This window comes from Pseudomonas sp. BRM28 (genome assembly GCF_002939405.1).
Classification (GTDB): domain Bacteria; phylum Pseudomonadota; class Gammaproteobacteria; order Pseudomonadales; family Pseudomonadaceae; genus Aquipseudomonas; species Aquipseudomonas palmensis.
Genome location: NZ_PEFV01000001.1, coordinates 174,436 through 194,153 on the forward strand (window position 1 = coordinate 174,436; position 19,718 = coordinate 194,153).

19 protein-coding genes are annotated in these 19,718 nt (G+C 64.5%); 11 read left to right on the forward strand and 8 right to left on the reverse strand.

The window, feature by feature from the left end; translation table 11 throughout:
- Positions 1–40: 40 nt before the first annotated feature.
- A complete protein-coding gene (locus CR917_RS00825) occupies positions 41–1,456 on the forward strand; it encodes an acetyl-CoA carboxylase biotin carboxylase subunit (RefSeq protein ID WP_043861526.1) in 1,416 nt (471 codons plus the stop codon).
- An 11-nt stretch (positions 1,457–1,467) separates the two neighbouring features.
- Positions 1,468–3,276, forward strand: a complete 1,809-nt coding sequence (gene oadA / locus CR917_RS00830; RefSeq protein WP_043861527.1) for a sodium-extruding oxaloacetate decarboxylase subunit alpha — start codon at positions 1,468–1,470, stop codon at positions 3,274–3,276.
- 94 nt (positions 3,277–3,370) lie between these two features.
- On the opposite strand, the gene CR917_RS00835 is transcribed toward oadA, so the two are convergent.
- Together CR917_RS00835 and CR917_RS00840 are read right to left on the reverse strand one after the other, a co-directional pair.
- Positions 3,371–4,045: a GNAT family N-acetyltransferase gene (locus tag CR917_RS00835; protein ID WP_043861528.1), complete on the reverse strand. Its 675-nt coding sequence runs from the start codon at positions 4,043–4,045 to the stop codon at positions 3,371–3,373.
- Between the two features lie 14 nt (positions 4,046–4,059).
- A complete protein-coding gene (locus tag CR917_RS00840; RefSeq protein WP_104571767.1) occupies positions 4,060–4,506 on the reverse strand; it encodes a GNAT family N-acetyltransferase in 447 nt (148 codons plus the stop codon).
- Positions 4,507–4,614: 108 nt separating this feature from the next.
- Here CR917_RS00840 and CR917_RS00845 point away from each other — a divergent pair, with 108 nt between their 5' ends.
- Positions 4,615–6,144 carry a PLP-dependent aminotransferase family protein gene (locus CR917_RS00845; RefSeq protein WP_104571768.1) on the forward strand — a complete coding sequence of 510 codons (1,530 nt, stop codon included), beginning with the start codon at positions 4,615–4,617 and terminating at the stop codon, positions 6,142–6,144.
- A gap of 2 nt (positions 6,145–6,146) precedes the next feature.
- On the opposite strand, the gene CR917_RS00850 is transcribed toward CR917_RS00845, so the two are convergent.
- The 3 genes from CR917_RS00850 to CR917_RS00860 all read right to left on the reverse strand — a co-directional run bounded on the left by CR917_RS00850 (position 6,147) and on the right by CR917_RS00860 (position 9,392).
- Positions 6,147–7,184 (reverse strand): histone deacetylase family protein, encoded by a 1,038-nt coding sequence (locus CR917_RS00850; RefSeq protein ID WP_043861530.1) that lies wholly within the window; start codon positions 7,182–7,184, stop codon positions 6,147–6,149.
- A gap of 141 nt (positions 7,185–7,325) precedes the next feature.
- Positions 7,326–8,318, reverse strand: a complete 993-nt coding sequence (locus CR917_RS00855; RefSeq protein ID WP_104571769.1) for an AraC family transcriptional regulator — start codon at positions 8,316–8,318, stop codon at positions 7,326–7,328.
- An 87-nt stretch (positions 8,319–8,405) separates the two neighbouring features.
- Complete coding sequence (locus CR917_RS00860; protein WP_104571770.1) at positions 8,406–9,392, reverse strand: asparaginase; 987 nt, start codon at positions 9,390–9,392, stop codon at positions 8,406–8,408.
- A gap of 151 nt (positions 9,393–9,543) precedes the next feature.
- Between CR917_RS00860 and CR917_RS00865 the strand changes: the two genes are divergently transcribed.
- Positions 9,544–9,972 (forward strand): hypothetical protein, encoded by a 429-nt coding sequence (locus tag CR917_RS00865; RefSeq protein ID WP_100634854.1) that lies wholly within the window; start codon positions 9,544–9,546, stop codon positions 9,970–9,972.
- Between the two features lie 126 nt (positions 9,973–10,098).
- Here the strand turns inward: CR917_RS00865 and aspA are convergent, their stop codons facing one another.
- The gene (aspA, locus tag CR917_RS00870; RefSeq protein ID WP_043861534.1) at positions 10,099–11,523 is read right to left on the reverse strand and encodes an aspartate ammonia-lyase; all 1,425 of its coding nucleotides are present in this window, start codon (positions 11,521–11,523) and stop codon (positions 10,099–10,101) included.
- A 178-nt stretch (positions 11,524–11,701) separates the two neighbouring features.
- Here aspA and CR917_RS00875 point away from each other — a divergent pair, with 178 nt between their 5' ends.
- The 5 genes from CR917_RS00875 (at position 11,702) to CR917_RS00895 (ending at position 15,327) form a co-directional block, all read left to right on the forward strand.
- A complete protein-coding gene (locus CR917_RS00875; RefSeq protein ID WP_043861535.1) occupies positions 11,702–12,607 on the forward strand; it encodes a LysR substrate-binding domain-containing protein in 906 nt (301 codons plus the stop codon).
- Between the two features lie 212 nt (positions 12,608–12,819).
- Positions 12,820–13,311, forward strand: coding sequence for a 5-(carboxyamino)imidazole ribonucleotide mutase (gene purE, locus CR917_RS00880; RefSeq protein ID WP_054916459.1), 492 nt, complete (start codon positions 12,820–12,822; stop codon positions 13,309–13,311).
- A gap of 10 nt (positions 13,312–13,321) precedes the next feature.
- The gene (locus CR917_RS00885) at positions 13,322–14,404 is read left to right on the forward strand and encodes a 5-(carboxyamino)imidazole ribonucleotide synthase (protein WP_043861537.1); all 1,083 of its coding nucleotides are present in this window, start codon (positions 13,322–13,324) and stop codon (positions 14,402–14,404) included.
- Positions 14,405–14,496: 92 nt separating this feature from the next.
- On the forward strand, positions 14,497–14,742 hold the full coding sequence (locus CR917_RS00890) for a GlsB/YeaQ/YmgE family stress response membrane protein (RefSeq protein WP_043861538.1): 246 nt from the start codon (positions 14,497–14,499) through the stop codon (positions 14,740–14,742).
- Positions 14,743–14,793: 51 nt separating this feature from the next.
- A complete protein-coding gene (locus CR917_RS00895) occupies positions 14,794–15,327 on the forward strand; it encodes a DUF3299 domain-containing protein (RefSeq protein WP_043861581.1) in 534 nt (177 codons plus the stop codon).
- Between the two features lie 104 nt (positions 15,328–15,431).
- Here the strand turns inward: CR917_RS00895 and CR917_RS00900 are convergent, their stop codons facing one another.
- Both CR917_RS00900 and CR917_RS00905 read right to left on the reverse strand, forming a co-directional pair.
- Positions 15,432–16,328 (reverse strand): D-hexose-6-phosphate mutarotase, encoded by an 897-nt coding sequence (locus CR917_RS00900; RefSeq protein ID WP_104571772.1) that lies wholly within the window; start codon positions 16,326–16,328, stop codon positions 15,432–15,434.
- A gap of 72 nt (positions 16,329–16,400) precedes the next feature.
- The gene (locus CR917_RS00905; protein WP_009402429.1) at positions 16,401–16,802 is read right to left on the reverse strand and encodes an acyl-CoA thioesterase; all 402 of its coding nucleotides are present in this window, start codon (positions 16,800–16,802) and stop codon (positions 16,401–16,403) included.
- Between the two features lie 360 nt (positions 16,803–17,162).
- Between CR917_RS00905 and CR917_RS00910 the strand changes: the two genes are divergently transcribed.
- A complete protein-coding gene (locus CR917_RS00910) occupies positions 17,163–18,452 on the forward strand; it encodes an MFS transporter (protein WP_043861540.1) in 1,290 nt (429 codons plus the stop codon).
- 150 nt (positions 18,453–18,602) lie between these two features.
- Positions 18,603–19,604, forward strand: a complete 1,002-nt coding sequence (locus tag CR917_RS00915; protein ID WP_043861541.1) for a phosphate ABC transporter substrate-binding protein PstS — start codon at positions 18,603–18,605, stop codon at positions 19,602–19,604.
- Positions 19,605–19,718: the final 114 nt, after the last annotated feature.

Consider the following 19,718-nt stretch of genomic DNA (forward strand, 5'->3'; position numbering starts at 1 on the left):
TGCCGGTTCGTTTGTTACCAACGGCTTTGGGAAGACTCCAGTGATAAAAAAAATCCTGATCGCCAACCGGGGTGAAATCGCAGTACGCATCGTGCGTGCCTGCGCCGAGATGGGCATTCGCTCGGTGGCGATCTATTCCGACGCCGACCGTCACGCCCTGCACGTAAAGCGTGCGGACGAGGCCCATAGCATCGGTGCCGAACCCCTGGCCGGTTACCTCAACCCGCGCAAGCTGGTGAACCTGGCAGTGGAAACCGGCTGCGATGCGTTGCACCCGGGCTATGGTTTTCTGTCGGAGAACGCGGAGCTGGCGGACATCTGCGCCGAACGCGGGATCAAGTTCATCGGCCCGGCCGCCGAAGTCATTCGCCGCATGGGCGACAAGACCGAGGCGCGGCGCAGCATGATCAAGGCCGGCGTACCGGTCACCCCGGGCACCGAAGGCAACGTGGCCGACATCCACGAAGCCCTGGAAGAGGGCGACCGCATCGGTTACCCGGTAATGCTCAAGGCCACTTCCGGCGGCGGCGGGCGCGGCATTCGTCGCTGCAACAGCCGCGAAGAACTCGAGCAGGCCTTTCCGCGGGTGATTTCCGAAGCCACCAAGGCATTCGGTTCGGCCGAGGTGTTCCTGGAAAAATGCATCGTCAACCCCAAGCACATCGAGGCGCAGATCCTGGGTGACAGCTTCGGCAACGTGGTGCACCTGTTCGAGCGCGACTGCTCGATCCAGCGCCGCAACCAGAAGCTCATCGAGATCGCCCCCAGCCCGCAGCTGACCCCCGAACAGCGCGCCTACATCGGCGACCTGTCGGTGCGCGCGGCCAAGGCCGTGGGCTACGAGAATGCCGGTACCGTGGAGTTCCTGCTCGCCGATGGCGAGGTGTACTTCATGGAAATGAACACCCGGGTGCAGGTGGAGCACACCATCACCGAGGAAATCACCGGTATCGACATCGTTCGCGAACAGATCCGCATCGCCTCGGGCCTGCCGCTGTCGGTCAAGCAGGAAGACATCCAGCACCGCGGCTTCGCGCTGCAGTTCCGGATCAATGCAGAAGACCCGAAAAACAACTTTCTGCCCAGCTTCGGCAAGATCACCCGCTACTACGCCCCCGGCGGCCCGGGCGTGCGCACCGACACGGCGATCTACACCGGCTACACCATCCCGCCGTTCTACGACTCGATGTGCCTGAAGCTGGTGGTCTGGGCACTGACCTGGGAAGAAGCCATGGACCGCGGCCTGCGGGCCCTGGACGACATGCGCCTGCAGGGGGTCAAGACCACCGCCGCGTACTACCAGGAAATCCTGCGCAACCCGGAATTCCGTAGCGGCCAGTTCAACACCAGCTTCGTTGAAAGCCACCCTGAACTGACCAACTACTCGATCAAGCGCAAACCCGAAGAGCTGGCCCTGGCCATCGCCGCCGCCATCGCCGCCCACGCAGGCCTGTGAGGAACCCTACAATGTCCAAGAAAATTTTTGTAACCGACACGATCCTGCGCGACGCCCACCAATCGCTGCTGGCCACCCGCATGCGCACCGACGACATGCTGCCGATCTGCGACAAGCTCGACAAGGTGGGCTACTGGTCGCTGGAAGTGTGGGGCGGCGCGACCTTCGACGCCTGCGTGCGCTTCCTCAAGGAAGACCCGTGGGAGCGCCTGCGCAAGCTGCGCGCAGCACTGCCCAACACCCGTCTGCAGATGCTGCTGCGCGGCCAGAACCTGCTTGGCTACCGGCACTACAGCGATGACGTGGTCAAGGCCTTCGTGGCCAAGGCAGCAGTCAACGGCATCGATGTGTTCCGCATCTTCGACGCCATGAACGACGTGCGAAACCTGCGCGTGGCCATCGAGGCCGTGAAGGCGGCCGGCAAGCATGCCCAGGGCACCATCGCCTACACCACCAGCCCGGTGCACACCATCGAGGCGTTCGTGGCCCAGGCCAAGCAGATGGAAGCCATGGGCTGCGACTCCATCGCGATCAAGGACATGGCCGGCCTGCTGACCCCCTACGCCACCGGCGAGCTGGTCAAGGCACTCAAGGCCGAGCAGTCGCTGCCGGTGTTCATCCACAGCCACGACACGGCCGGCCTGGCCGCGATGTGCCAGCTCAAGGCCATCGAGAACGGTGCCGACCATATCGACACCGCCATCTCCAGCTTCGCCTGGGGTACCAGCCACCCGGGCACCGAATCGATGGTTGCAGCGCTCAAGGGCAGTGAGTTCGATACCGGCCTGGACCTGCAACTGCTGCAGGAGATCGGCCTGTACTTCTATGCCGTGCGCAAGAAGTACCACCAGTTCGAAAGCGAGTTCACCGCCGTGGATACCCGCGTGCAGGTCAACCAGGTACCGGGCGGGATGATTTCCAACCTGGCCAACCAGCTCAAGGAGCAGGGTGCGCTCAACCGCATGAACGAAGTGCTGGCCGAGATCCCGCGGGTGCGTGAAGACCTCGGCTTCCCGCCGCTGGTCACGCCCACCTCGCAGATCGTCGGCACCCAGGCGTTCTTCAACGTGCTGGCCGGCGAGCGCTACAAGACCATCACCAACGAGGTGAAGCTGTACCTGCAGGGTGGCTACGGCAAGGCACCGGGGGTGGTCGACGAGAAGCTGCGTCGCCAGGCCATCGGCAGCGAAGACGTCATCGACGTGCGCCCCGCCGACCTGCTCAAGCCCGAGATGACCAAGCTGCGTGCCGACATCGGCAGCCTGGCCAAGTCCGAAGAAGACGTGCTGACCTTCGCCATGTTCCCGGACATCGGGCGCAAGTTCCTTGAAGAGCGTGAAGCCGGCAGCCTGACCCCTGAAGTGCTGCTGCCGATTCCGGAAGCCGGCGCGGTGGCCTCGGCCGGTGGCGAAGGCGTACCAACCGAGTTCGTGATCGACGTGCACGGCGAGACCTACCGCGTGGATATCACCGGTGTGGGCGTCAAGGCCGAAGGCAAGCGCCACTTCTACCTGTCCATCGACGGCATGCCGGAAGAGGTGGTGTTCGAGCCGCTCAACGAATTCGTCGGCGGTGGCAGCAGCAAGCGCAAGCAGGCCAGCGAGCCGGGCCATGTGAGCACCACCATGCCGGGCAACATCGTCGATGTGCTGGTCAAGCAGGGCGACACGGTCAAGGCCGGCCAGGCGGTGCTGATCACCGAAGCGATGAAGATGGAAACCGAGGTGCAATCGGCCATCGCCGGCAAGGTTGCAGCCATACACGTGGCCAAGGGCGACCGGGTCAACCCGGGCGAGATCCTGATCGAGATCGAAGGCTGATTCAGGCCTTCATCTGCAAGCGGTTAACCTCTGGGGAGCGAATTGCTCCCCTTTTTTTATCTTCTGTTGGATACGCCCGCTTCGGGTACCCGCCTCACGCACCCGTACGGCACGCTTCCAGCGTCTTGAGCTGACCCTCTGGGCGCTGGTTGTCCTCGCTCAGCCAGCGTTCGAAACCAGCGGCAATGGCCGGCCATTCGTCATCGGTGATGGAGTACCAGGCCGTGTCGCGGTTGTGGTCCTTGGTCACCATGTGCTTGCGAAACACCCCTTCGAAGGTGAACCCGAAACGCTCGGCCGCGCGCTTGGAGCGGGCATTGTCGTTGTTGCACTTCCATTCCAGTCGCCGGTTGCCCAGGGCGAAGGCCTGCTTGCCCAGCAGGTAGATGGCCTCGGTGCCCCTGGGCGTGCGCTGCATGGCCGCGCCGAAGGCAATGTGGCCGATCTCGATACGGCCCTGCTCGGGCACGATCGACATCAGGCTGAGGATACCCTGGGTCTGCCCGCTGGCCAGGTCGATCACGCTGTAGAACAGCGGGTCGCTGCTGGCGGCGTTGCTGTCTAGCCAGTGGTCGAAGTCTTCGCGCTCGGTGAATGGTCCGTAGGCCAGGTACTTCCACAGTGTCTGGTCGGCCTCGGGGCCCTGGAACACCGCCCACAGGTGCTCGCGGTCGCGGCGCGGGTCGAGTTTTTCCAGGCGGATGAAGCGCCCGACCAGCGGGACAGGCTGCGGGGCCTTGGCCGGCCGCCAGTTCAACGGTGTGCTCATGGTGGCTTCTCCGATTACAGGGCTTTGCGGAACTGGATGAAACCCGGCCGTTCGGCCACCTGTTCATACAGCGAAATACCGGTGGCGTTGGTTTCATGGGTCAGCCAGTGCACCTTGGTGCAGCCGGCCTGGCGCGCCGTGTCGTACACCAGCTCGATCAGCTGGCGGCCCACGCCCTTGCCGCGCTGGTTGGCGTCGACATACAGATCCTGCAGGTAGCAGGCGTTTTCCACCGTCCAGTTGGAGCGGTGGTAGATCCAGTGCACCATGCCCACCGCCTTGCCATCGACCCAGGCCAGCGCAGCGTTGGTCGGCTCGCTGGCGTCGAGCATGCGCTGCCAGGTCACGGCACTGACCGCCTCATCGATGCGGGTCTCATAGAAACGCTGGTAGGCCTGCCACAGCGGCAGCCAGGCGGCGTGGTCATCGGCGGTCACGGGGCGCAGGGTCACGGTAGACATCGAAGGATCCTTGTGTGCATTACAGGGGGTTGGCGAATGGCCCCATCCTAGGCACGCTATTGGCTTATGGTAAGAGCCATTTCCGGCTTATTTGGCAGGTCCAATTTCATGAGCGAACGTAGCGTTGCCTTGCCCTTCGACCCCACCGGCATCGTGCTGGACCGTCGTCAGGGGCTCAGTCGCCAGTTGTACCAGGCGCTGCGCCAGCGCGTGCTGGACGGGCGCCTGGGTAGCGGCACGCGTCTTCCCGCCACCCGCGACATGGCCGCAGCGCTGGCCGTCTCACGTAACAGCGTAGTTCGTGCCTACGACCAGCTGTATGCCGAAGGCTATATCGAAAGCCGGGTGGGCGATGGTACCTACGTCAGTCAGCTGCCAAAACTATCCACAAAACTGTCCACAGGGTTATCCCTGGGTTTTTCCACAGGGTTATCCACAAAAACGGGTGATTGCACTGAGGATTTATCCAGTAAAGTTATCCACACGGACGTGCTGGAGCGCCTGGAAAACAATCATTTATCCGTGCATGAGCCTCGTGCGCCGCGGGCTTTTCAGGTTGGCATACCGGCCTTCGATCTGTTCCCCTTCGAGGTGTGGGCCAAGCTGCAGGCGGGTTTCTGGCGAAATCCCGACCCGGCGTCACTCGGTTACGGCGACCCGGCCGGAGAACCGCTGCTGCGCGAGCTGATTGCCACCTACCTGCGTCGCTCTCGTGGGTTGTCCTGCGTGGCTGAACAAATTGTGATCACCAGTGGTGCGCAGCAGGCAATCAGCCTTTGTGCACAGCTGCTGCTGGCGCCCGGTGACGGTGTGGCTGTGGAAAACCCCGGCTATCGTGCGGCGGGCAAAGCCTTCTCCATGGCGGGCGCGAAGGTGCATGGCGTGGGGGTGGATCACGACGGGTTGCAGTGCGCTGCCCTGGCCCAGTTGCCCAACTGTCGCCTGAGCTACGTTACCCCCGCGCATCAGTACCCCACCGGCGTCACCCTGAGCCTGGCGCGGCGTCTGGAACTGCTGGCCTGGGCCGAGCGCAACGACAGCTGGATCATCGAGGACGACTACGACGGCGAGTACCGCTACAGCGGCGCGCCGCTGGCCCCGCTGGCAGCCCTGGACCGCAGCGGACGGGTGCTGTATGTCGGCACCTTCGGCAAGGTGGCCTTTCCGGCGCTGCGTCTGGGCTACCTTGTGCTGCCGGCCCGGCTGGTGGAGGCATTCTCGCGCTTTCGGGCGTTGGCGGTGCGCCATTCCGAGGTCGGCACACAGGCGGTGATGGCGCAGTTCATGGCCAAAGGGCACTTCCAGCGTCATATCCGGCGCATGCGCCGCGCGGCGTTGAGCCGGCGCAATGCGCTTCTGGCCGGCTGGCCGAAGGCTGTGGCGGGGCTGGGAGCCTTGCCGGAGGTGGCGGCGGGCCTGCACCTGAAGATCGACGTGGACAGCCAGGCGCGCGAACGGGAACTGATCGCCCGTGCCGCAGCGGTGGGTGTCGAACTCAATGCGCTGAGTGATTACTGGTTGCCCGACACGCCGCTGCCTGTGGATAAGCGTGCCGGACTGGTGCTGGGGTTCGCGGCCGTGAACGAGGCCGCGATTGCCCAGGCCCTGGCACGCCTTGCACGTGCCTGGGTCGACTGAGCCTAGCCTTGACGGGCGCGCTCGAAACCCTCGAGCACGTTGACCGCGTTGACGCCGATTTCGGCCACGGCATAGCCACCTTCCATGATGAACAGGGTCGGCTTGCCCAGCTGTGCGATGCGCTCGCCCATGGCCAGGTAGTCCGGGCTGTCGAGCTTGAATTGCGAGATCGGGTCGTCTTTGAAGGTGTCCACGCCCAGCGAGATCACCAGCACTTCGGGGTCATACGCGCCGATGCGTTCGCAGGCTTCGTCCAGCGCGCCGCGCCAGGTGGCCCAGTCGCTGCCTGCCGGCAGCGGATAGTTGAAGTTGCAGCCCAGCCCGTCGCCTTCGCCGTGCTCGTCGGCATAGCCGAGGAAGAACGGGAATTCGGCTTGCGGGTCGCCGTGGATCGAGGCGAACAGCACGTCGTTGCGTGCGTAGAAGATCTGCTGGGTACCGTTGCCGTGGTGGTAGTCCACATCCAGGATCGCCACGCGCTGGCGACCGTGGTCGATGAAGGCCTGGGCGGCGATCGCGGCATTGTTCAGATAGCAGTAGCCCCCCATCACGTCGCTGGCGGCATGATGCCCCGGTGGCCGGCACAGGGCGAAGGCGCTGTGGGCACCGGCCTGCACCGCCGCCTGTGCGGTCAGGGCAACCTGCGCCGAGCTGTAGGCGGCCTGCCAGGTGCCGGCGGTGATCGGTGCACCGGCGTCGAAGCTGTAATAGCCCAGCTCGCCATGCAGGCCGCTGGGTTTGACCTGGCGCAGGCTGCGCGCCGGCCAGGTGAACGGCAGCAGGTCGCCGTCATGGCCCAGTGCGCTCCAGCGCTGCCAGGCGCCCTGGAAGAAATCCAGGTAGTCGGCGCTGTGCACGCGCAGCAGCGGTGCGCGGCCAAAATCGGTAGGGCCTTCGACGGGCCCCAGGCCCTGGGCCTTGACCCGCTCGAGCACATGGTCGGCACGCGAGGGCATTTCGAAGCAGGGCATCAACTGCCCGTCGATCAGCTCGCAGCGGCCGTGGTGCAGGCGATGGTCATCGGAATAGATCGTCAGCATTTTTTGTTCTCCGGGTTTACTGGCGTGGCCCCATTGTCGAGAGGTACGCCCACGGGCAGAACGGCGCAAACGGCCAAAAGGGGATCGATATGGCCAACACGGTTGTCCGCATTTCGCCCCCTCGCGGTGCATGCGCGTGTTTCAGGCGCGAAAATGGCTCGGTGCCACGCCGCTCCAGCGCAGGAAGGCGTGTCGGAAGCTGGCCGGCTCGCTGAAGCCCAGCACCTCGGCGATGCGGTAGATCGGCAGCTCGTCCTCGGCCAGCAACTGCTTGGCCCGTTCGAAGCGCAGCTCATCGAGCAGCTGTTGATAACTGCTGCCCAGCTCGTGCAGGTGGCGACGCAGGGTGCGTGACGAACAACTCATCTGCCGCGCCAGGCCCTCGAGGCCTGGTGGTGCCTCCAACTGCTGCTGCAGCAGCTGGCGAATGCGCCCGAGCCAGGCCTGGCGCCCGGTGAATTCCAGGTTCTGCCGGCGGCAGCGTTCGCTCATCGCACGGTGGGTGATCGGGTCGGCCAGGGGCAGGGCTCGGGCCAGCCAGTGGCGTTCGAAGGCAAAGGCATTGTCGCTGGCGCCGAACTGCAGGGGGCAGTCGAAAGGCGTGCTGTAGAGCGCCTGGTAATCCGGGGCAGGGTGAGCGAAACGCGCGCCCAACAAGGGCAGCGGCTGGCCGAGCAGGTCGTTGCAGATGACCTTGAGCGACGTCAGGCAGAACTCGGCGTTGAACGCCGCAAGCTCCGGGGCCTGGCCGTAGTCGCTGGCGCTGAACCAGACCCGCTCGCCGTCCTCGATCAGGCGCAGCTGGAAAAGTGTTCCCAGCAGCGCGGGGTACTGCAGGGCCAGGTGCAGGGCGTCACCCAGGGTGGCACCGGAAAGCAGGGCGTAACCGAGCATGCCGTAGGATGAAACGTGCATGCGCTGGCCCAGCTCCAGCCCGACCTCCCGGCGCATGGCCACGGCGTTGGCGCACACCCGCAGTTCCTGGTGCGTGGTGATGCGCCAGTCGGCGCGGCCCAGGTCGGCCGTGGTGATGCCGGTGCCTTCGAGCAGCCGCTGGGCGGCACGGTCTTCGTCCTTGAAGGCCTGCAGCATCAGGGAAACCGCGTTCAGGGTGGTGAGGTGGGAGTGGAGCATGCTCGGCATCCGGCTGAGGGGGCTTGGGGTTGAGTGAGCAATTTGTATGCCCTTCAGGGCCTGTTCGCTGGCAAGCCAGCGAAGGGCTCAACGTAATTCGCCAGCCAGGTCCAGCCCAACCAGCCGTCGCACCTCGTCAACCGGCAACCGGCTACCGAGCAATGCCTGCAATTTGCCGAACGCCGCCTCCCGGGTCATTCCACCACCCGACAGCACACCGGCGTCGCGCAGGCGGCTGCCGGCTGCGTACACCTCCAATTCGACCCCGCCTTCATGGCACTGGGTGATCGCCACCACCACGATGTCACGCGCGCAGGCCTGTTCCAGCACGGCCACGAACGCATCGTCATCACACGGCCCGGTGCCGCTACCGTAGCATTCCAGCACCAGCCCCTGGACCCCGCTGTCGAGTGTGGCCTGCAACAGCGTGGCGTCGAGGCCCGGTACCAGCGGCAACACTGCAACCTTGGCCACCTGCAGTGGCGCGCGATAAGCCAGTGCTGCCGGTACAGGCGCCTGCGCCGCACCGCCCGAGCGCTGCAAGGTCGCGAACGGGTTCCGGCCGAAGCTGCGCACCTTGGCGGTGCGGTTTGGCGCCAGCAGCTGACCGTGGAAATACAGCTGAACACCCGGCGACGTACCCTGGCTCAGCACCTGCAGCGCCCCCGTGAGGTTCTCCCACGCATCGCTGTCCGGCGTACCGGCCGGCAGCATCGAGCCGGTGAACAGCACCGGCACCGTCAGCCCGAGCAACTGGAAGCTCATGGCGGCGGCGCTGTAGGCCAGGGTGTCGGTGCCATGCAGCACCAGCACCCCATCGCAGCCCTGGCCATCCACCGCCTCGATGATCGCGGTGCGCAGGCGCTGCCAATAGCAGGGCGTCATGTTGGCGCTGTCGATCAGCGGCAGCAGTTCGCGGAACTGCCAGGCTGCCAGGCCCGGTTGCCCGGCCAGTTGCTCACGCATGCGCTGCTCGAAGCCCGACGCCGGGGCCAGGCCGCCGGCGCTGGCCTGCATGCCGATGGTGCCTCCGGTGTACAGCACCATGATGTTGTGGGCAGGGGCCGGGGTCATGGCCTGTCTCCGTGCTCGACTGAAGGAAAGCCGACCACCTTACGCCATCCCCCGGCGCGCTGTCAGCGGCCGGGCCGCCCGAGTTCGCGATGGGCAGCGTGACGGCCAGCGGTTACCATCGCGCCTGCTTCAGGACGAAGGTGCCAAGGACGTGTCGACGAACAAGTACAAATCCGCGCAAGAGCGCCTGTGCGCCGCGGTGGACCTCAATTGCCCGGCATGCGGGCACGTCTGGTTGCCGAGCGAGGGCGAGCTGGAAACGCTCATGGGCGGGCAGCCGCTCACCTGTGCAAAGTGTGCGCAGGCACTGGTGTTGCCCGAGGCGGATCACCGGGCCATGAAGCGCCACCTCAGCCGTTCCAACTGGGCAGACCTGATCAGCGGGCTGGGCGTGGTGCTGTGCTTTATCGGGGTGCTCACGGTGCGCCATTACACTGGCGATCTGACCGCCTTCATGGTGGCGCTCTGCCTGGCGTTCGTGTGGTGGTTCATGAAGGAGATCGTCAGCGATTCGACCTTCCTGAATGTGCTGCTGCTGCCCTCGTCGGCAGAAGCAGCCGACACTACCGGTTCCCTTTAGGCGCCGGCATTGCTGGCGAAGGTCGCACCGCAGGCAAAAAAAAGGGCCCGGAGACAAAGTCCCTGGGCCCTCAAAAGGTGAGAGGTGTCTAGTCCCTCAACCTGGTGAGCGGTAGTACGGCGTCGGTTACGCTTTGAGCGGAACCAGACGCGGTGCAATCATGTTTTCCGGACGCAGGATGTCGTTGAGCATCGCTTCGTCCAGCAGGCCTTCCTCACGCACCAGTTCCAGTACGCCGCGGCCGCTTTCCAGCGCGATACGGGCAATACGGGTGGCGTTTTCGTAGCCGATGTACGGGTTCAGGGCGGTGACCAGGCCGATCGAGTGTTCGACCAGTTCACGGCAGCGCTGTTCGTTGGCGGTGATGCCGACGATGCAGTGCTCGCGCAGCATGTCCATGGCGCGTTGCAGCAGTCGGATCGAGTCGAAGATCTTGTAGGCGATCAGCGGCTCCATCACGTTCAGCTGCAGCTGGCCGCCTTCGGCCGCGATGGTCAGCGCGATGTCGTTGCCGATGATGGCGAAGGCCACCTGGTTGACCGCTTCCGGGATAACCGGGTTGACCTTGCCGGGCATGATCGAGCTGCCTGGCTGACGTGCCGGCAGGTTGATCTCGTTGATGCCGGTGCGCGGGCCGCTGGACAGCAGGCGCAGGTCGTTGCAGATCTTCGACAGCTTGACTGCAGTGCGCTTGAGCATGCCGGAGAACAGCACGAAGGCGCCCATGTCGGAGGTGGCTTCGATCAGGTCGGCAGCCGGTACCAGCGGCTGGCCGCTGATCAGCGCCAGACGCTGTACGGCCAGGGCCTGGTAGCCCGGGTCGGCGTTGATGCCGGTACCGATCGCGGTACCGCCCAGGTTGACTTCGGTCAGCACTTCCGGCGCCAGGGTGCGCAGGCGGTTGAGGTCTTCGGTCAGGGTGGTGGCGAAGGCACGGAATTCCTGGCCCAGGGTCATCGGCACGGCGTCCTGCAGCTGGGTACGGCCCATCTTCAGTACGTGGCTGAACTCTTCACCCTTGGCAGCGAAGGCCTGGATCAGGCTGTCGAGGCTGGCCAGCAGCGCATCGTGACCCAGCAGCAGGCCCAGACGGATGGCGGTCGGGTAGGCGTCGTTGGTCGACTGCGCCATGTTCACGTCGTTGTTCGGGTGCAGGTACTGGTACTCGCCCTTCTGGTGACCCATCGCTTCCAGCGCGATGTTGGCGATCACTTCGTTGGCGTTCATGTTGGTGGAGGTACCGGCACCGCCTTGAATCATGTCGACCACGAACTGCTCGTGGAAGTCACCGCGGATCAGGCGGGCACAGGCCTCGCTGATGGCGGCGTGCTTGGCATCGCTCAGGTGACCCAGCTCGCGGTTGGCGTCGGCAGCTGCCTGTTTGACCATGGCCAGGCCGACAACCATTTTCGGGTAGTGCGACAGCGGCACGCCAGAGAGGTGGAAGTTGTTGGCAGCACGCAGGGTCTGGATACCGTAGTAGGCATCAGCAGGGACTTCGAGGGTGCCAAGCAGGTCTTTTTCGACACGGAACGATGCAGCAGCGGACATGATAGAGATCATCTCGAGTTAGGCCCGGCACATGCCGGAATGGCGCCAATCCTAGGCCTGCACGGATTTTGCGGCCAATGCTGTTGCACGCTAACCTATGCACAAACGGCATAACGTTCCATGTGACGCCAATTGACATTCGAGCGTGTACCATTTTGGTGCATGCCTGGAGAGCCCGATGAACCTCGAAAGCAAATGGCTGGAAGATTTCAGCGCCCTGGCCGCCACCCGCAGCTTTTCCCAGGCGGCGGAGCGTCGCTTCGTGACCCAGCCGGCGTTCAGCCGGCGCATTCGCAGCCTGGAGGCTGCGTTGGGGCTGACTCTGGTCAACCGTTCGCGCACGCCGATCGAGTTGACCGCTGCCGGCCAACTGTTCCTGGTGACGGCGCGCACGGTGGTCGACCAGCTGGGCGAGGTGCTGCGCCACTTGCATCACCTGGAAGGCGGGCAGGGCGAGGTGATCCAGGTGGCGGCGGCGCACTCGCTGGCGCTGGGCTTCTTTCCGCGCTGGATCGCGCAGTTGCGCAACGACGGCCTGAACATCGCCACGCGGCTGGTGGCGACCAACGTCGGCGATGCGGTGCACGCTCTGCGCGAAGGTGGCTGCGACCTGATGCTGGCGTTCTACGACCCGGATGCGGCCCTGCAGATGGACGCCGAGATCTTCCCCTCGCTGCACCTGGGGCACACCGAGATGCTGCCGGTGTGTGCAGCGGATGCCGACGGCAAGCCGCTGTTCGACCTGGAAAACGACGCCAGCGTGCCCTTGCTGGCCTACAGCGCCGGAGCGTTTCTGGGGCGTTCGGTGAATCTGCTGCTGCGCCAGCGCAACCTGCGCTTTACCACCATCTACGAAACCGCCATGGCCGACAGCCTCAAGAGCATGGCCCTGGAAGGCCTGGGTATTGCCTGGGTGCCGCGCCTGTCGGCCCGTGCCGAGCTTGAACGTGGCGAGTTGGTGATCTGTGGCGGTGCGCAATGGCACGTGCCGCTGGAGATCCGCCTGTACCGCTGCGCGCTGGTGCGCAAGGCCAACGTGCGCCTGCTGTGGCGCAAGCTCGAAGGCGGGCCGGCGACGGCTTGACTCCAGAGTCAGCCCGAAGCCCGGAAAAAGCCCGAAAAATAAGGCTTACAGTTGGTCGCCGGGGTGCATCAAACACACGGCTTTACGATATACTGCGCGGCCTTCGGTCGGTACACCCGGCCCTAATTCGCATAACAAGCCACGCCGGTCGTCCCTGCGTGGCTTGTTGTTTTTTGACGCGCCTGAAGGCGCCCAAGAGAAGAGGCTCGACGATGAGTGCACTGGTTGGCGTGATCATGGGCTCCAAGTCCGATTGGTCCACCCTTAGCCACACCGCCGATATGCTGGAAAAACTCGGCATTCCCTACGAAGTGAAGGTGGTTTCCGCCCACCGCACGCCGGACCTGCTGTTCCAGTACGCCGAAGAGGCCGAAGGCCGTGGCATCGAGGTGATCATCGCCGGTGCCGGTGGCGCTGCCCACCTGCCAGGCATGTGCGCCGCCAAGACCCACCTGCCGGTGCTGGGTGTGCCGGTGCAGTCCGCCATGCTCTCGGGCGTCGATTCGCTGCTGTCGATCGTGCAGATGCCGGCCGGCATCCCGGTTGCCACCCTGGCCATCGGAAAGGCCGGCGCGATCAACGCCGCGCTGCTCTCGGCGAGCATCCTGGGCGCCAAGCACCCGCAGTTCCATACCGTTCTGAAACAGTTCCGCGCTGAGCAGACAGACAACGTTCTGGACAATCCAGACCCGCGCCAGGCCTGAGGTCACACGCATGAAAATCGGTGTAATCGGTGGCGGCCAACTGGGCCGCATGCTGGCCCTGGCGGGTACCCCGCTGGGCATGAACTTCGCTTTCCTCGACCCGGCCCCTGACGCCTGTGCGGCCGCCCTGGGCGAGCACCTGCGTGCCGACTACGGCGACCAGGATCACCTGCGCCAGCTGGCCGACGAAGTCGACCTGGTGACCTTCGAATTCGAAAGCGTGCCAGCCGAGACGGTGGCCTTCCTGTCGCAGTTCGTGCCGGTGTATCCGAGCGCCGAAGCGCTGCGCATCGCCCGCGACCGGCTGTTCGAGAAGAGCATGTTCCGTGACCTGGGCATCCCGACCCCGGCCTTCGCCGACATCCAGTCGCAAGCCGACCTGGAGGCCGCCGTCGCCAGCATCGGCCTGCCGGCCGTGCTCAAGACCCGCACCCTGGGTTATGACGGCAAGGGCCAGAAGGTGCTCCGCACCGAAGCCGATGTTGTCGACACGTTCGCCGAACTTGGTAGCGTGCCCTGCCTGCTGGAGGGCTTCGTGCCGTTCACCGGCGAGGTGTCGCTGATTGCCGTTCGCGGTCGCGATGGCGAGACGCGCTTCTACCCGCTGGTGCACAACACCCACGACAGCGGCATCCTGCGCCTGTCGGTGGCCAGCGAAGACCACCTGCTGCAGAGCCTGGCCGAAGACTACGCGAGCCGCGTGCTCGAGCAGCTCGACTATGTCGGCGTGCTGGCGTTCGAGTTCTTCGAGGTCGACGGTGGCCTGAAGGCCAACGAGATCGCTCCGCGTGTGCACAACTCCGGGCACTGGACCATCGAAGGCGCCGAGTGCAGCCAGTTCGAGAACCACCTGCGCGCCGTGGCCGGCCTGCCGCTGGGCTCGACCGCCAAGGTCGGCGAAAGCGCCATGCTCAACTTCATCGGCGAAGTGCCGGCGGTGGCCGCGGTCGTGGCTATCGACGACTGTCACCTGCATCACTATGGCAAGGCCTTCAAGGCCGGGCGCAAGGTCGGTCACGCCACCCTGCGCTGCGCCGACATGGCCACGCTGGAGCAGAAGATCCAGCAGGTCGAAGCGCTCATCGCAGGCTGAGCGGAACCATTCCCGCCGCGCATCCCTCTGATGGCAGGATGCCAAAGCGCTGACTAGGCTTTGGCTCGTGCACTCAATTCAGAGGGAATGCCATGGGTATCATCGGAACCATCTTCATCGGCCTGATCGTCGGCTTGCTGGCACGTTTTCTGAAGCCGGGCGACGACAGCATGGGCTGGATCATGACCATTCTGCTGGGTATCGCCGGCTCTTTGGCGGCGACCTACGGTGGCCAGGCGCTGGGGATCTACCATGCGGGCGAGGGTGCTGGCTTCCTCGGTGCACTGGTGGGTGCAATCATCCTGCTGGTGATCTACGGCATGATCAAAAAGCGCTGACAGGGCGCTAGAATGCTCGGCAACTTTCCGTCAGTTGCCGAGCTTTTTTTCATGCGCCGAGTCGTACTGCTTACCCTGTTGCTGTGTAGTGGCCTGGCCCGCGCCGAGCTGCCCGAGACCGACTGGCTGGAGCTGATGCCCAAGTCGGACCAGAAGGCGCTGGAGCAGATGCCCGAGATCGACCACAACTCCCCCGAGGCGATGGGTACCTTTACCGAGAAGGGTGGCCTGAAGCAGAGCAAGGGCCTGCCGGCGGTGATGTATTCGAGCAAGACGGTGGCTGCCATGAACGGCAGGCAGATCCGTCTGGGCGGGTACCCGGTGCCGTTGGAAACCGACGCCAAGGGCAACAGCACGCTGTTCTTCCTCGTGCCCTATCCGGGCGCCTGCATCCATGTACCGCCACCACCGCCCAACCAGCTGGTGCTGGTGCGTTATCCCCATGGCCTGAAGCTGGACGATATCTACACGCCGCTGTGGGTCAGCGGCACGCTGAAGGTGGAGAAGGTCAGCAATGACCTGGCCGATGCGGCGTATGCGCTGGATGCGGGGAAGGTGAGGGTTGTGGAGGACTCCGACCTGTAACCGCGTCGTCTGCATCGCGGGTCAAGCCCGCTCCCACAGGTACAGTGCTGCCCTCATGATCAGTGCAATGCCCGGTGGGAGCGGGCTTGACCCGCTATAGCGGTCTAGAGCGGTTCGCTGCCGATACTGACACTCAGCGAATGGGTCGCCCCGGGCGCAAGTTCCACCACGTCATCCCACACGTTCGCCGTCTCGATGCACAGCATCCGCTGCCAGCCGTCATCGGCCATGTCCGTGAGCTGCGCGGCGCGGTCCACCCATGGGTTCCAGATCACCGCCGAACGCGAACCCTGGGTACGCAGGGTGATACGCCGGTTCCAGCCCGGGTCGACGACGCTCAGACGCTCAGGTGTCTGCAGGTAGATGCGGTCGGTTTCCCCGGCAAACCCCAGGTCGCCCTGCTGGGTGCGTTGCTCCCAGTCTGCCAGCGTCTCGATGTAGGCCAGCCCGTCCACGCCTTCAACCCGCGCGCCACGCACATCGCTGACTGCAAAGTAGCTGTGCAGCGCCTGGCTGAGGGTGACGCTGCCACTGCCCAGGTTGTGGCTGTCGAGGGTCAGCGCCAGTTCTTCGCCGAGCACGATGCTCAGTTTCAGTTCCACCGTGTGCGGCCAGCCGGGTAGCTCTCCCAACGCCTGGGGTAGCGTGAAGTCCACGCGTACCGAATCCGCACTGCTGTCGATACCCAGCAACTGCCAGTCACGCCCGCGCACCAGCCCGTGGGCCGGGGCCTCGGCGCCGTGGAACATGGCCTGTACGGCCGCTGGGTTGCGTTGCAGGTTGCCGAACCAGGGCCAGCACACCGGGGCACCGGCGCGCACCGATTTGCCCTGCCTGAAGATCGCCTGATCGCTGAGCCACAGCAGCGGCGGCTCGCCCACGCGCTGGTAACTGAGCACCTGTGCGCCCTGCTGGGCAATCAGCAGCTCGGCGCGAGGCGTGGTGATACGCCAGCAGGCAAGCTCGCCATGCTGTTCGACTTCTACCTTGGATGTGGACATGCGTTGCTCTCGAAGGGTGGCCTACGAGGTCTTGGACCTCGCGCAGACCCTCGAGTTTAGCGCGCCCCAGGCTCAGCGACGAGGCGGCACCGAGCGGGTGCGGCCGCTGCCGTCGATGGCGACGAACACGAACACCGCCTCGGTGACCTTGCGCCATTCACTGCTCAGCGGGTCGTCGCTCCACACCTCGACCATCATCTGGATCGAGCTGCGGCCGATTTCCAGGGTCTGGGTATAGAAGGACAATTGCGCGCCCACCGCCACCGGCACCAGAAAGGCCATGCGGTCGATCGCCACGGTGGCGACGCGCCCGCCCGCGACTCGGCTGGCCATGGCCGTGCCGGCCAGGTCCATCTGGGCGACCAGCCAGCCGCCGAAGATATCGCCGAAACCGTTGGTTTCACGGGGCAATGCGGTGATCTGCAAGGCCAGGTCGCCTTGCGGAATAGGATCTTCTTGTTCGAGTTCAATCATGCCGGGGGTGCCTCTGACCCGTAACGCTTCGTTGGTTTGCGCTGGTGCGGACGCCGCGAAAAACGATTCAGCACGAACATACTACGCTGCTTCGCTCTGCCGTGCGGCGAAGGGAAACTCTGCGAAACCGACTAAGCATACCTAGCGGCGTTTTCGCACAACATCCCACACAAGGCGTAACCGTTTGATACGAGCGGCCAGTATATAGAGCCGCGCGTGGGGCGACGACCATGCGGTCATGATTATCTGCCCCGATTATGTCGATCCATGTGCTTTTTCGAACAATTTGCTATCGTTCGACCTCCTGACAGGCCGGGGCCAGCGCTGCCGCGGCCTGATTTGCCAATAAGAGACGCTTCGATGACCTCCGTGCCCCCCTCCATAGAGCAGCCCTCGCGGCCGCTCACCCGCAGTGACTACAAGACCCTGTCGCTCTCCGCCCTGGGCGGGGCGCTCGAGTTCTACGACTTCATCATCTTCGTGTTCTTCGCCGCGGTGGTGGGCAAGCTGTTCTTTCCGGTCGACATGCCCGAGTGGCTGCGCCTGATGCAGACCTTCGGCATCTTCGCTGCCGGCTACCTGGCGCGCCCGCTGGGCGGCATCGTGATGGCCCACTTCGGCGACCTGCTGGGGCGCAAGAAGATGTTCACCCTGAGCATCTTCATGATGGCCGTGCCGACCCTGATCATGGGCCTGCTGCCCACCTACGCGCAGATCGGCATGTGGGCACCGATCCTGTTGCTGCTGATGCGCGTGATCCAGGGCGCCGCCATTGGCGGTGAAGTGCCGGGTGCCTGGGTGTTCGTGTCCGAACACGTGCCGGCGCGCAACATCGGCTACGCCTGCGGCACGCTGACGGCGGGCCTCACCTCGGGCATCCTGCTCGGCTCGCTGGTCGCGACCCTGATCAACACCGTGTACACCCCCGAGCAACTGAGCGACTACGCCTGGCGGATCCCGTTCCTGCTCGGCGGCGTGTTCGGCCTGTTTTCGGTGTACCTGCGCCGCTGGCTGCACGAAACCCCGGTGTTCGCCGAGATGCAGCAGCGCAAGGCATTGGCCGAGGAAGTGCCGCTGCGCGCGGTGCTGCGTGACCACCGTGGCGCCATCGTACTGTCGATGCTGCTGACCTGGCTGCTGTCGGCCGGCATCATCGTGGTCATCCTGATGACCCCGACCGTGTTGCAGACCCTCTACGGCATCAGCGCCACCGAGGCCCTCAAGGCCAACAGCCTGGCCATCGTGCTGCTGAGCATCGGCTGCATCGTGGCCGGGCGCCTGGCCGACCGCTTCGGCGCCGGGCGCGTGTTCATCGTCGGCAGCCTGGCGCTGCTGGCCAGCTCCTGGAGCTTCTACCACAACCTGGCGGCGCACCCTGAGTGGCTGTACCCGATGTACGCCGTTACCGGGCTGTGCGTGGGCATCGTCGGTGCGGTGCCTTACGTGATGGTGCGCGCCTTCCCGCCGGTGGTGCGTTTCAGCGGCCTGTCGTTTTCCTACAACCTGGCCTACGCGATCTTCGGTGGCCTGACCCCGATCATGGTCACCTCGCTGATGAAGTTCAGCCCGCTCGGCCCGGCCTACTATGTCGCCGGCATCTGCACCCTGGGCCTGCTGGTGGGCATCTACCTGCTGCTCACCAAGCGCTGAAACCCCGCCCCGCGTCCGCTATAAAGGCCATCCCTCGAACGAGGTGATGGCCTTTCATCTAATTGTCACATTCAGTTCATAGAGTAGTCATACGGCCTGCAGATACTTGGGCCCGATCCATCTACCCCCAATTCCTGCTAGGAGTAAGGCATGAAACTGAAGCGTTTGATGGCGGCCCTGACCTTTGCCGCCGCTGGCGTTGCGACTGCCAACGCAGTTGCCGCTGTTGATCCTGCTATTCCGACCTACGTCAAAACCACCGGCGTATCGGGCAACCTCTCCAGCGTCGGTTCCGATACCCTGGCCAACCTGATGACCCTGTGGGCCGAGGCCTACAAGAAGGAATACCCGAACGTAAACATCCAGATCCAGGCCGCCGGCTCCTCCACCGCGCCACCCGCGCTGACCGAAGGCACCGCCAACCTGGGCCCGATGAGCCGCAAGATGAAAGACGTCGAGCTGCAGGCGTTCGAACAGAAGTACGGCTACAAGCCGACCGCCATCCCGGTCGCCGTCGACGCCCTGGCCGTGTTCGTGCACAAGGACAACCCGATCAAGGGCCTGACCATGGCTCAGGTCGACGCCATCTTCTCCTCCACCCGCCTGTGCGGTGCCAAGGCCGACGTGAAAACCTGGGGCGACCTGGGCGTGACCGGCGACCTGGCCAACAAGCCGGTCCAGCTGTTCGGTCGCAACTCGGTATCCGGCACCTACGGCTACTTCAAGGAAGAAGCCCTGTGCAAAGGCGACTTCAAGCCTAACGTCAACGAACAACCTGGCTCGGCGTCCGTCGTGCAGTCGATCAGCAGCTCGCTGAACGGTATCGGTTACTCGGGCATCGGCTACAAGACCGCCAGCGTGAAAACCGTGGCCCTGGCCAAGAAAGAAGGCGGCGCGTTCGTCGAAGACAACGAAGCCAACGCCCTGAACGGTACCTACCCGCTGTCGCGTTTCCTCTACGTCTACGTCAACAAGGCCCCGAACAAGCCTCTGGCCCCGCTGGAAGCCGAGTTCGTCAAGCTGGTGCTGTCGCAGGCCGGTCAACAGGTCGTGGTGAAAGACGGTTACATCCCGCTGCCCGCCAAAGTGGCCGAGAAAGCGCTGGCCGACCTGGGTCTGAACCACGCCGCCAAAGGCGTCGCTGCAAACTGAGTGTGAACGGGCGCGCCCTGCATTTGTGCGGGCCGCGCTGCAAATTGCGAGTCCGCTGCCAGGCATGCCTGAGCGGCGGGCTTTTTTGCGTCACTGCATTGTCATGTTTTTGTC

Excerpts from the sequence above, each read along its gene's own strand:
- purE (WP_054916459.1), top strand. The coding sequence starts at position 12,820 with ATGAGTGCACTGGTTGGCGTGATCATGGGCTCCAAGTCCGATTGGTCC.
- CR917_RS00895 (WP_043861581.1), top strand. The coding sequence starts at position 14,794 with ATGCGCCGAGTCGTACTGCTTACCCTGTTGCTGTGTAGTGGCCTGGCC.
- CR917_RS00910 (WP_043861540.1), top strand. The coding sequence starts at position 17,163 with ATGACCTCCGTGCCCCCCTCCATAGAGCAGCCCTCGCGGCCGCTCACC.
- CR917_RS00885 (WP_043861537.1), top strand. The coding sequence starts at position 13,322 with ATGAAAATCGGTGTAATCGGTGGCGGCCAACTGGGCCGCATGCTGGCC.
- CR917_RS00905 (WP_009402429.1), bottom strand. The coding sequence starts at position 16,802 with ATGATTGAACTCGAACAAGAAGATCCTATTCCGCAAGGCGACCTGGCC.
- aspA (WP_043861534.1), bottom strand. The coding sequence starts at position 11,523 with ATGTCCGCTGCTGCATCGTTCCGTGTCGAAAAAGACCTGCTTGGCACC.
- oadA (WP_043861527.1), top strand. The coding sequence starts at position 1,468 with ATGTCCAAGAAAATTTTTGTAACCGACACGATCCTGCGCGACGCCCAC.
- CR917_RS00845 (WP_104571768.1), top strand. The coding sequence starts at position 4,615 with ATGAGCGAACGTAGCGTTGCCTTGCCCTTCGACCCCACCGGCATCGTG.
- CR917_RS00875 (WP_043861535.1), top strand. The coding sequence starts at position 11,702 with ATGAACCTCGAAAGCAAATGGCTGGAAGATTTCAGCGCCCTGGCCGCC.
- CR917_RS00835 (WP_043861528.1), bottom strand. The coding sequence starts at position 4,045 with ATGAGCACACCGTTGAACTGGCGGCCGGCCAAGGCCCCGCAGCCTGTC.
- CR917_RS00850 (WP_043861530.1), bottom strand. The coding sequence starts at position 7,184 with ATGCTGACGATCTATTCCGATGACCATCGCCTGCACCACGGCCGCTGC.
- CR917_RS00840 (WP_104571767.1), bottom strand. The coding sequence starts at position 4,506 with ATGTCTACCGTGACCCTGCGCCCCGTGACCGCCGATGACCACGCCGCC.
- CR917_RS00860 (WP_104571770.1), bottom strand. The coding sequence starts at position 9,392 with ATGACCCCGGCCCCTGCCCACAACATCATGGTGCTGTACACCGGAGGC.
- CR917_RS00890 (WP_043861538.1), top strand. The coding sequence starts at position 14,497 with ATGGGTATCATCGGAACCATCTTCATCGGCCTGATCGTCGGCTTGCTG.
- CR917_RS00855 (WP_104571769.1), bottom strand. The coding sequence starts at position 8,318 with ATGCTCCACTCCCACCTCACCACCCTGAACGCGGTTTCCCTGATGCTG.
- CR917_RS00915 (WP_043861541.1), top strand. The coding sequence starts at position 18,603 with ATGAAACTGAAGCGTTTGATGGCGGCCCTGACCTTTGCCGCCGCTGGC.
- CR917_RS00900 (WP_104571772.1), bottom strand. The coding sequence starts at position 16,328 with ATGTCCACATCCAAGGTAGAAGTCGAACAGCATGGCGAGCTTGCCTGC.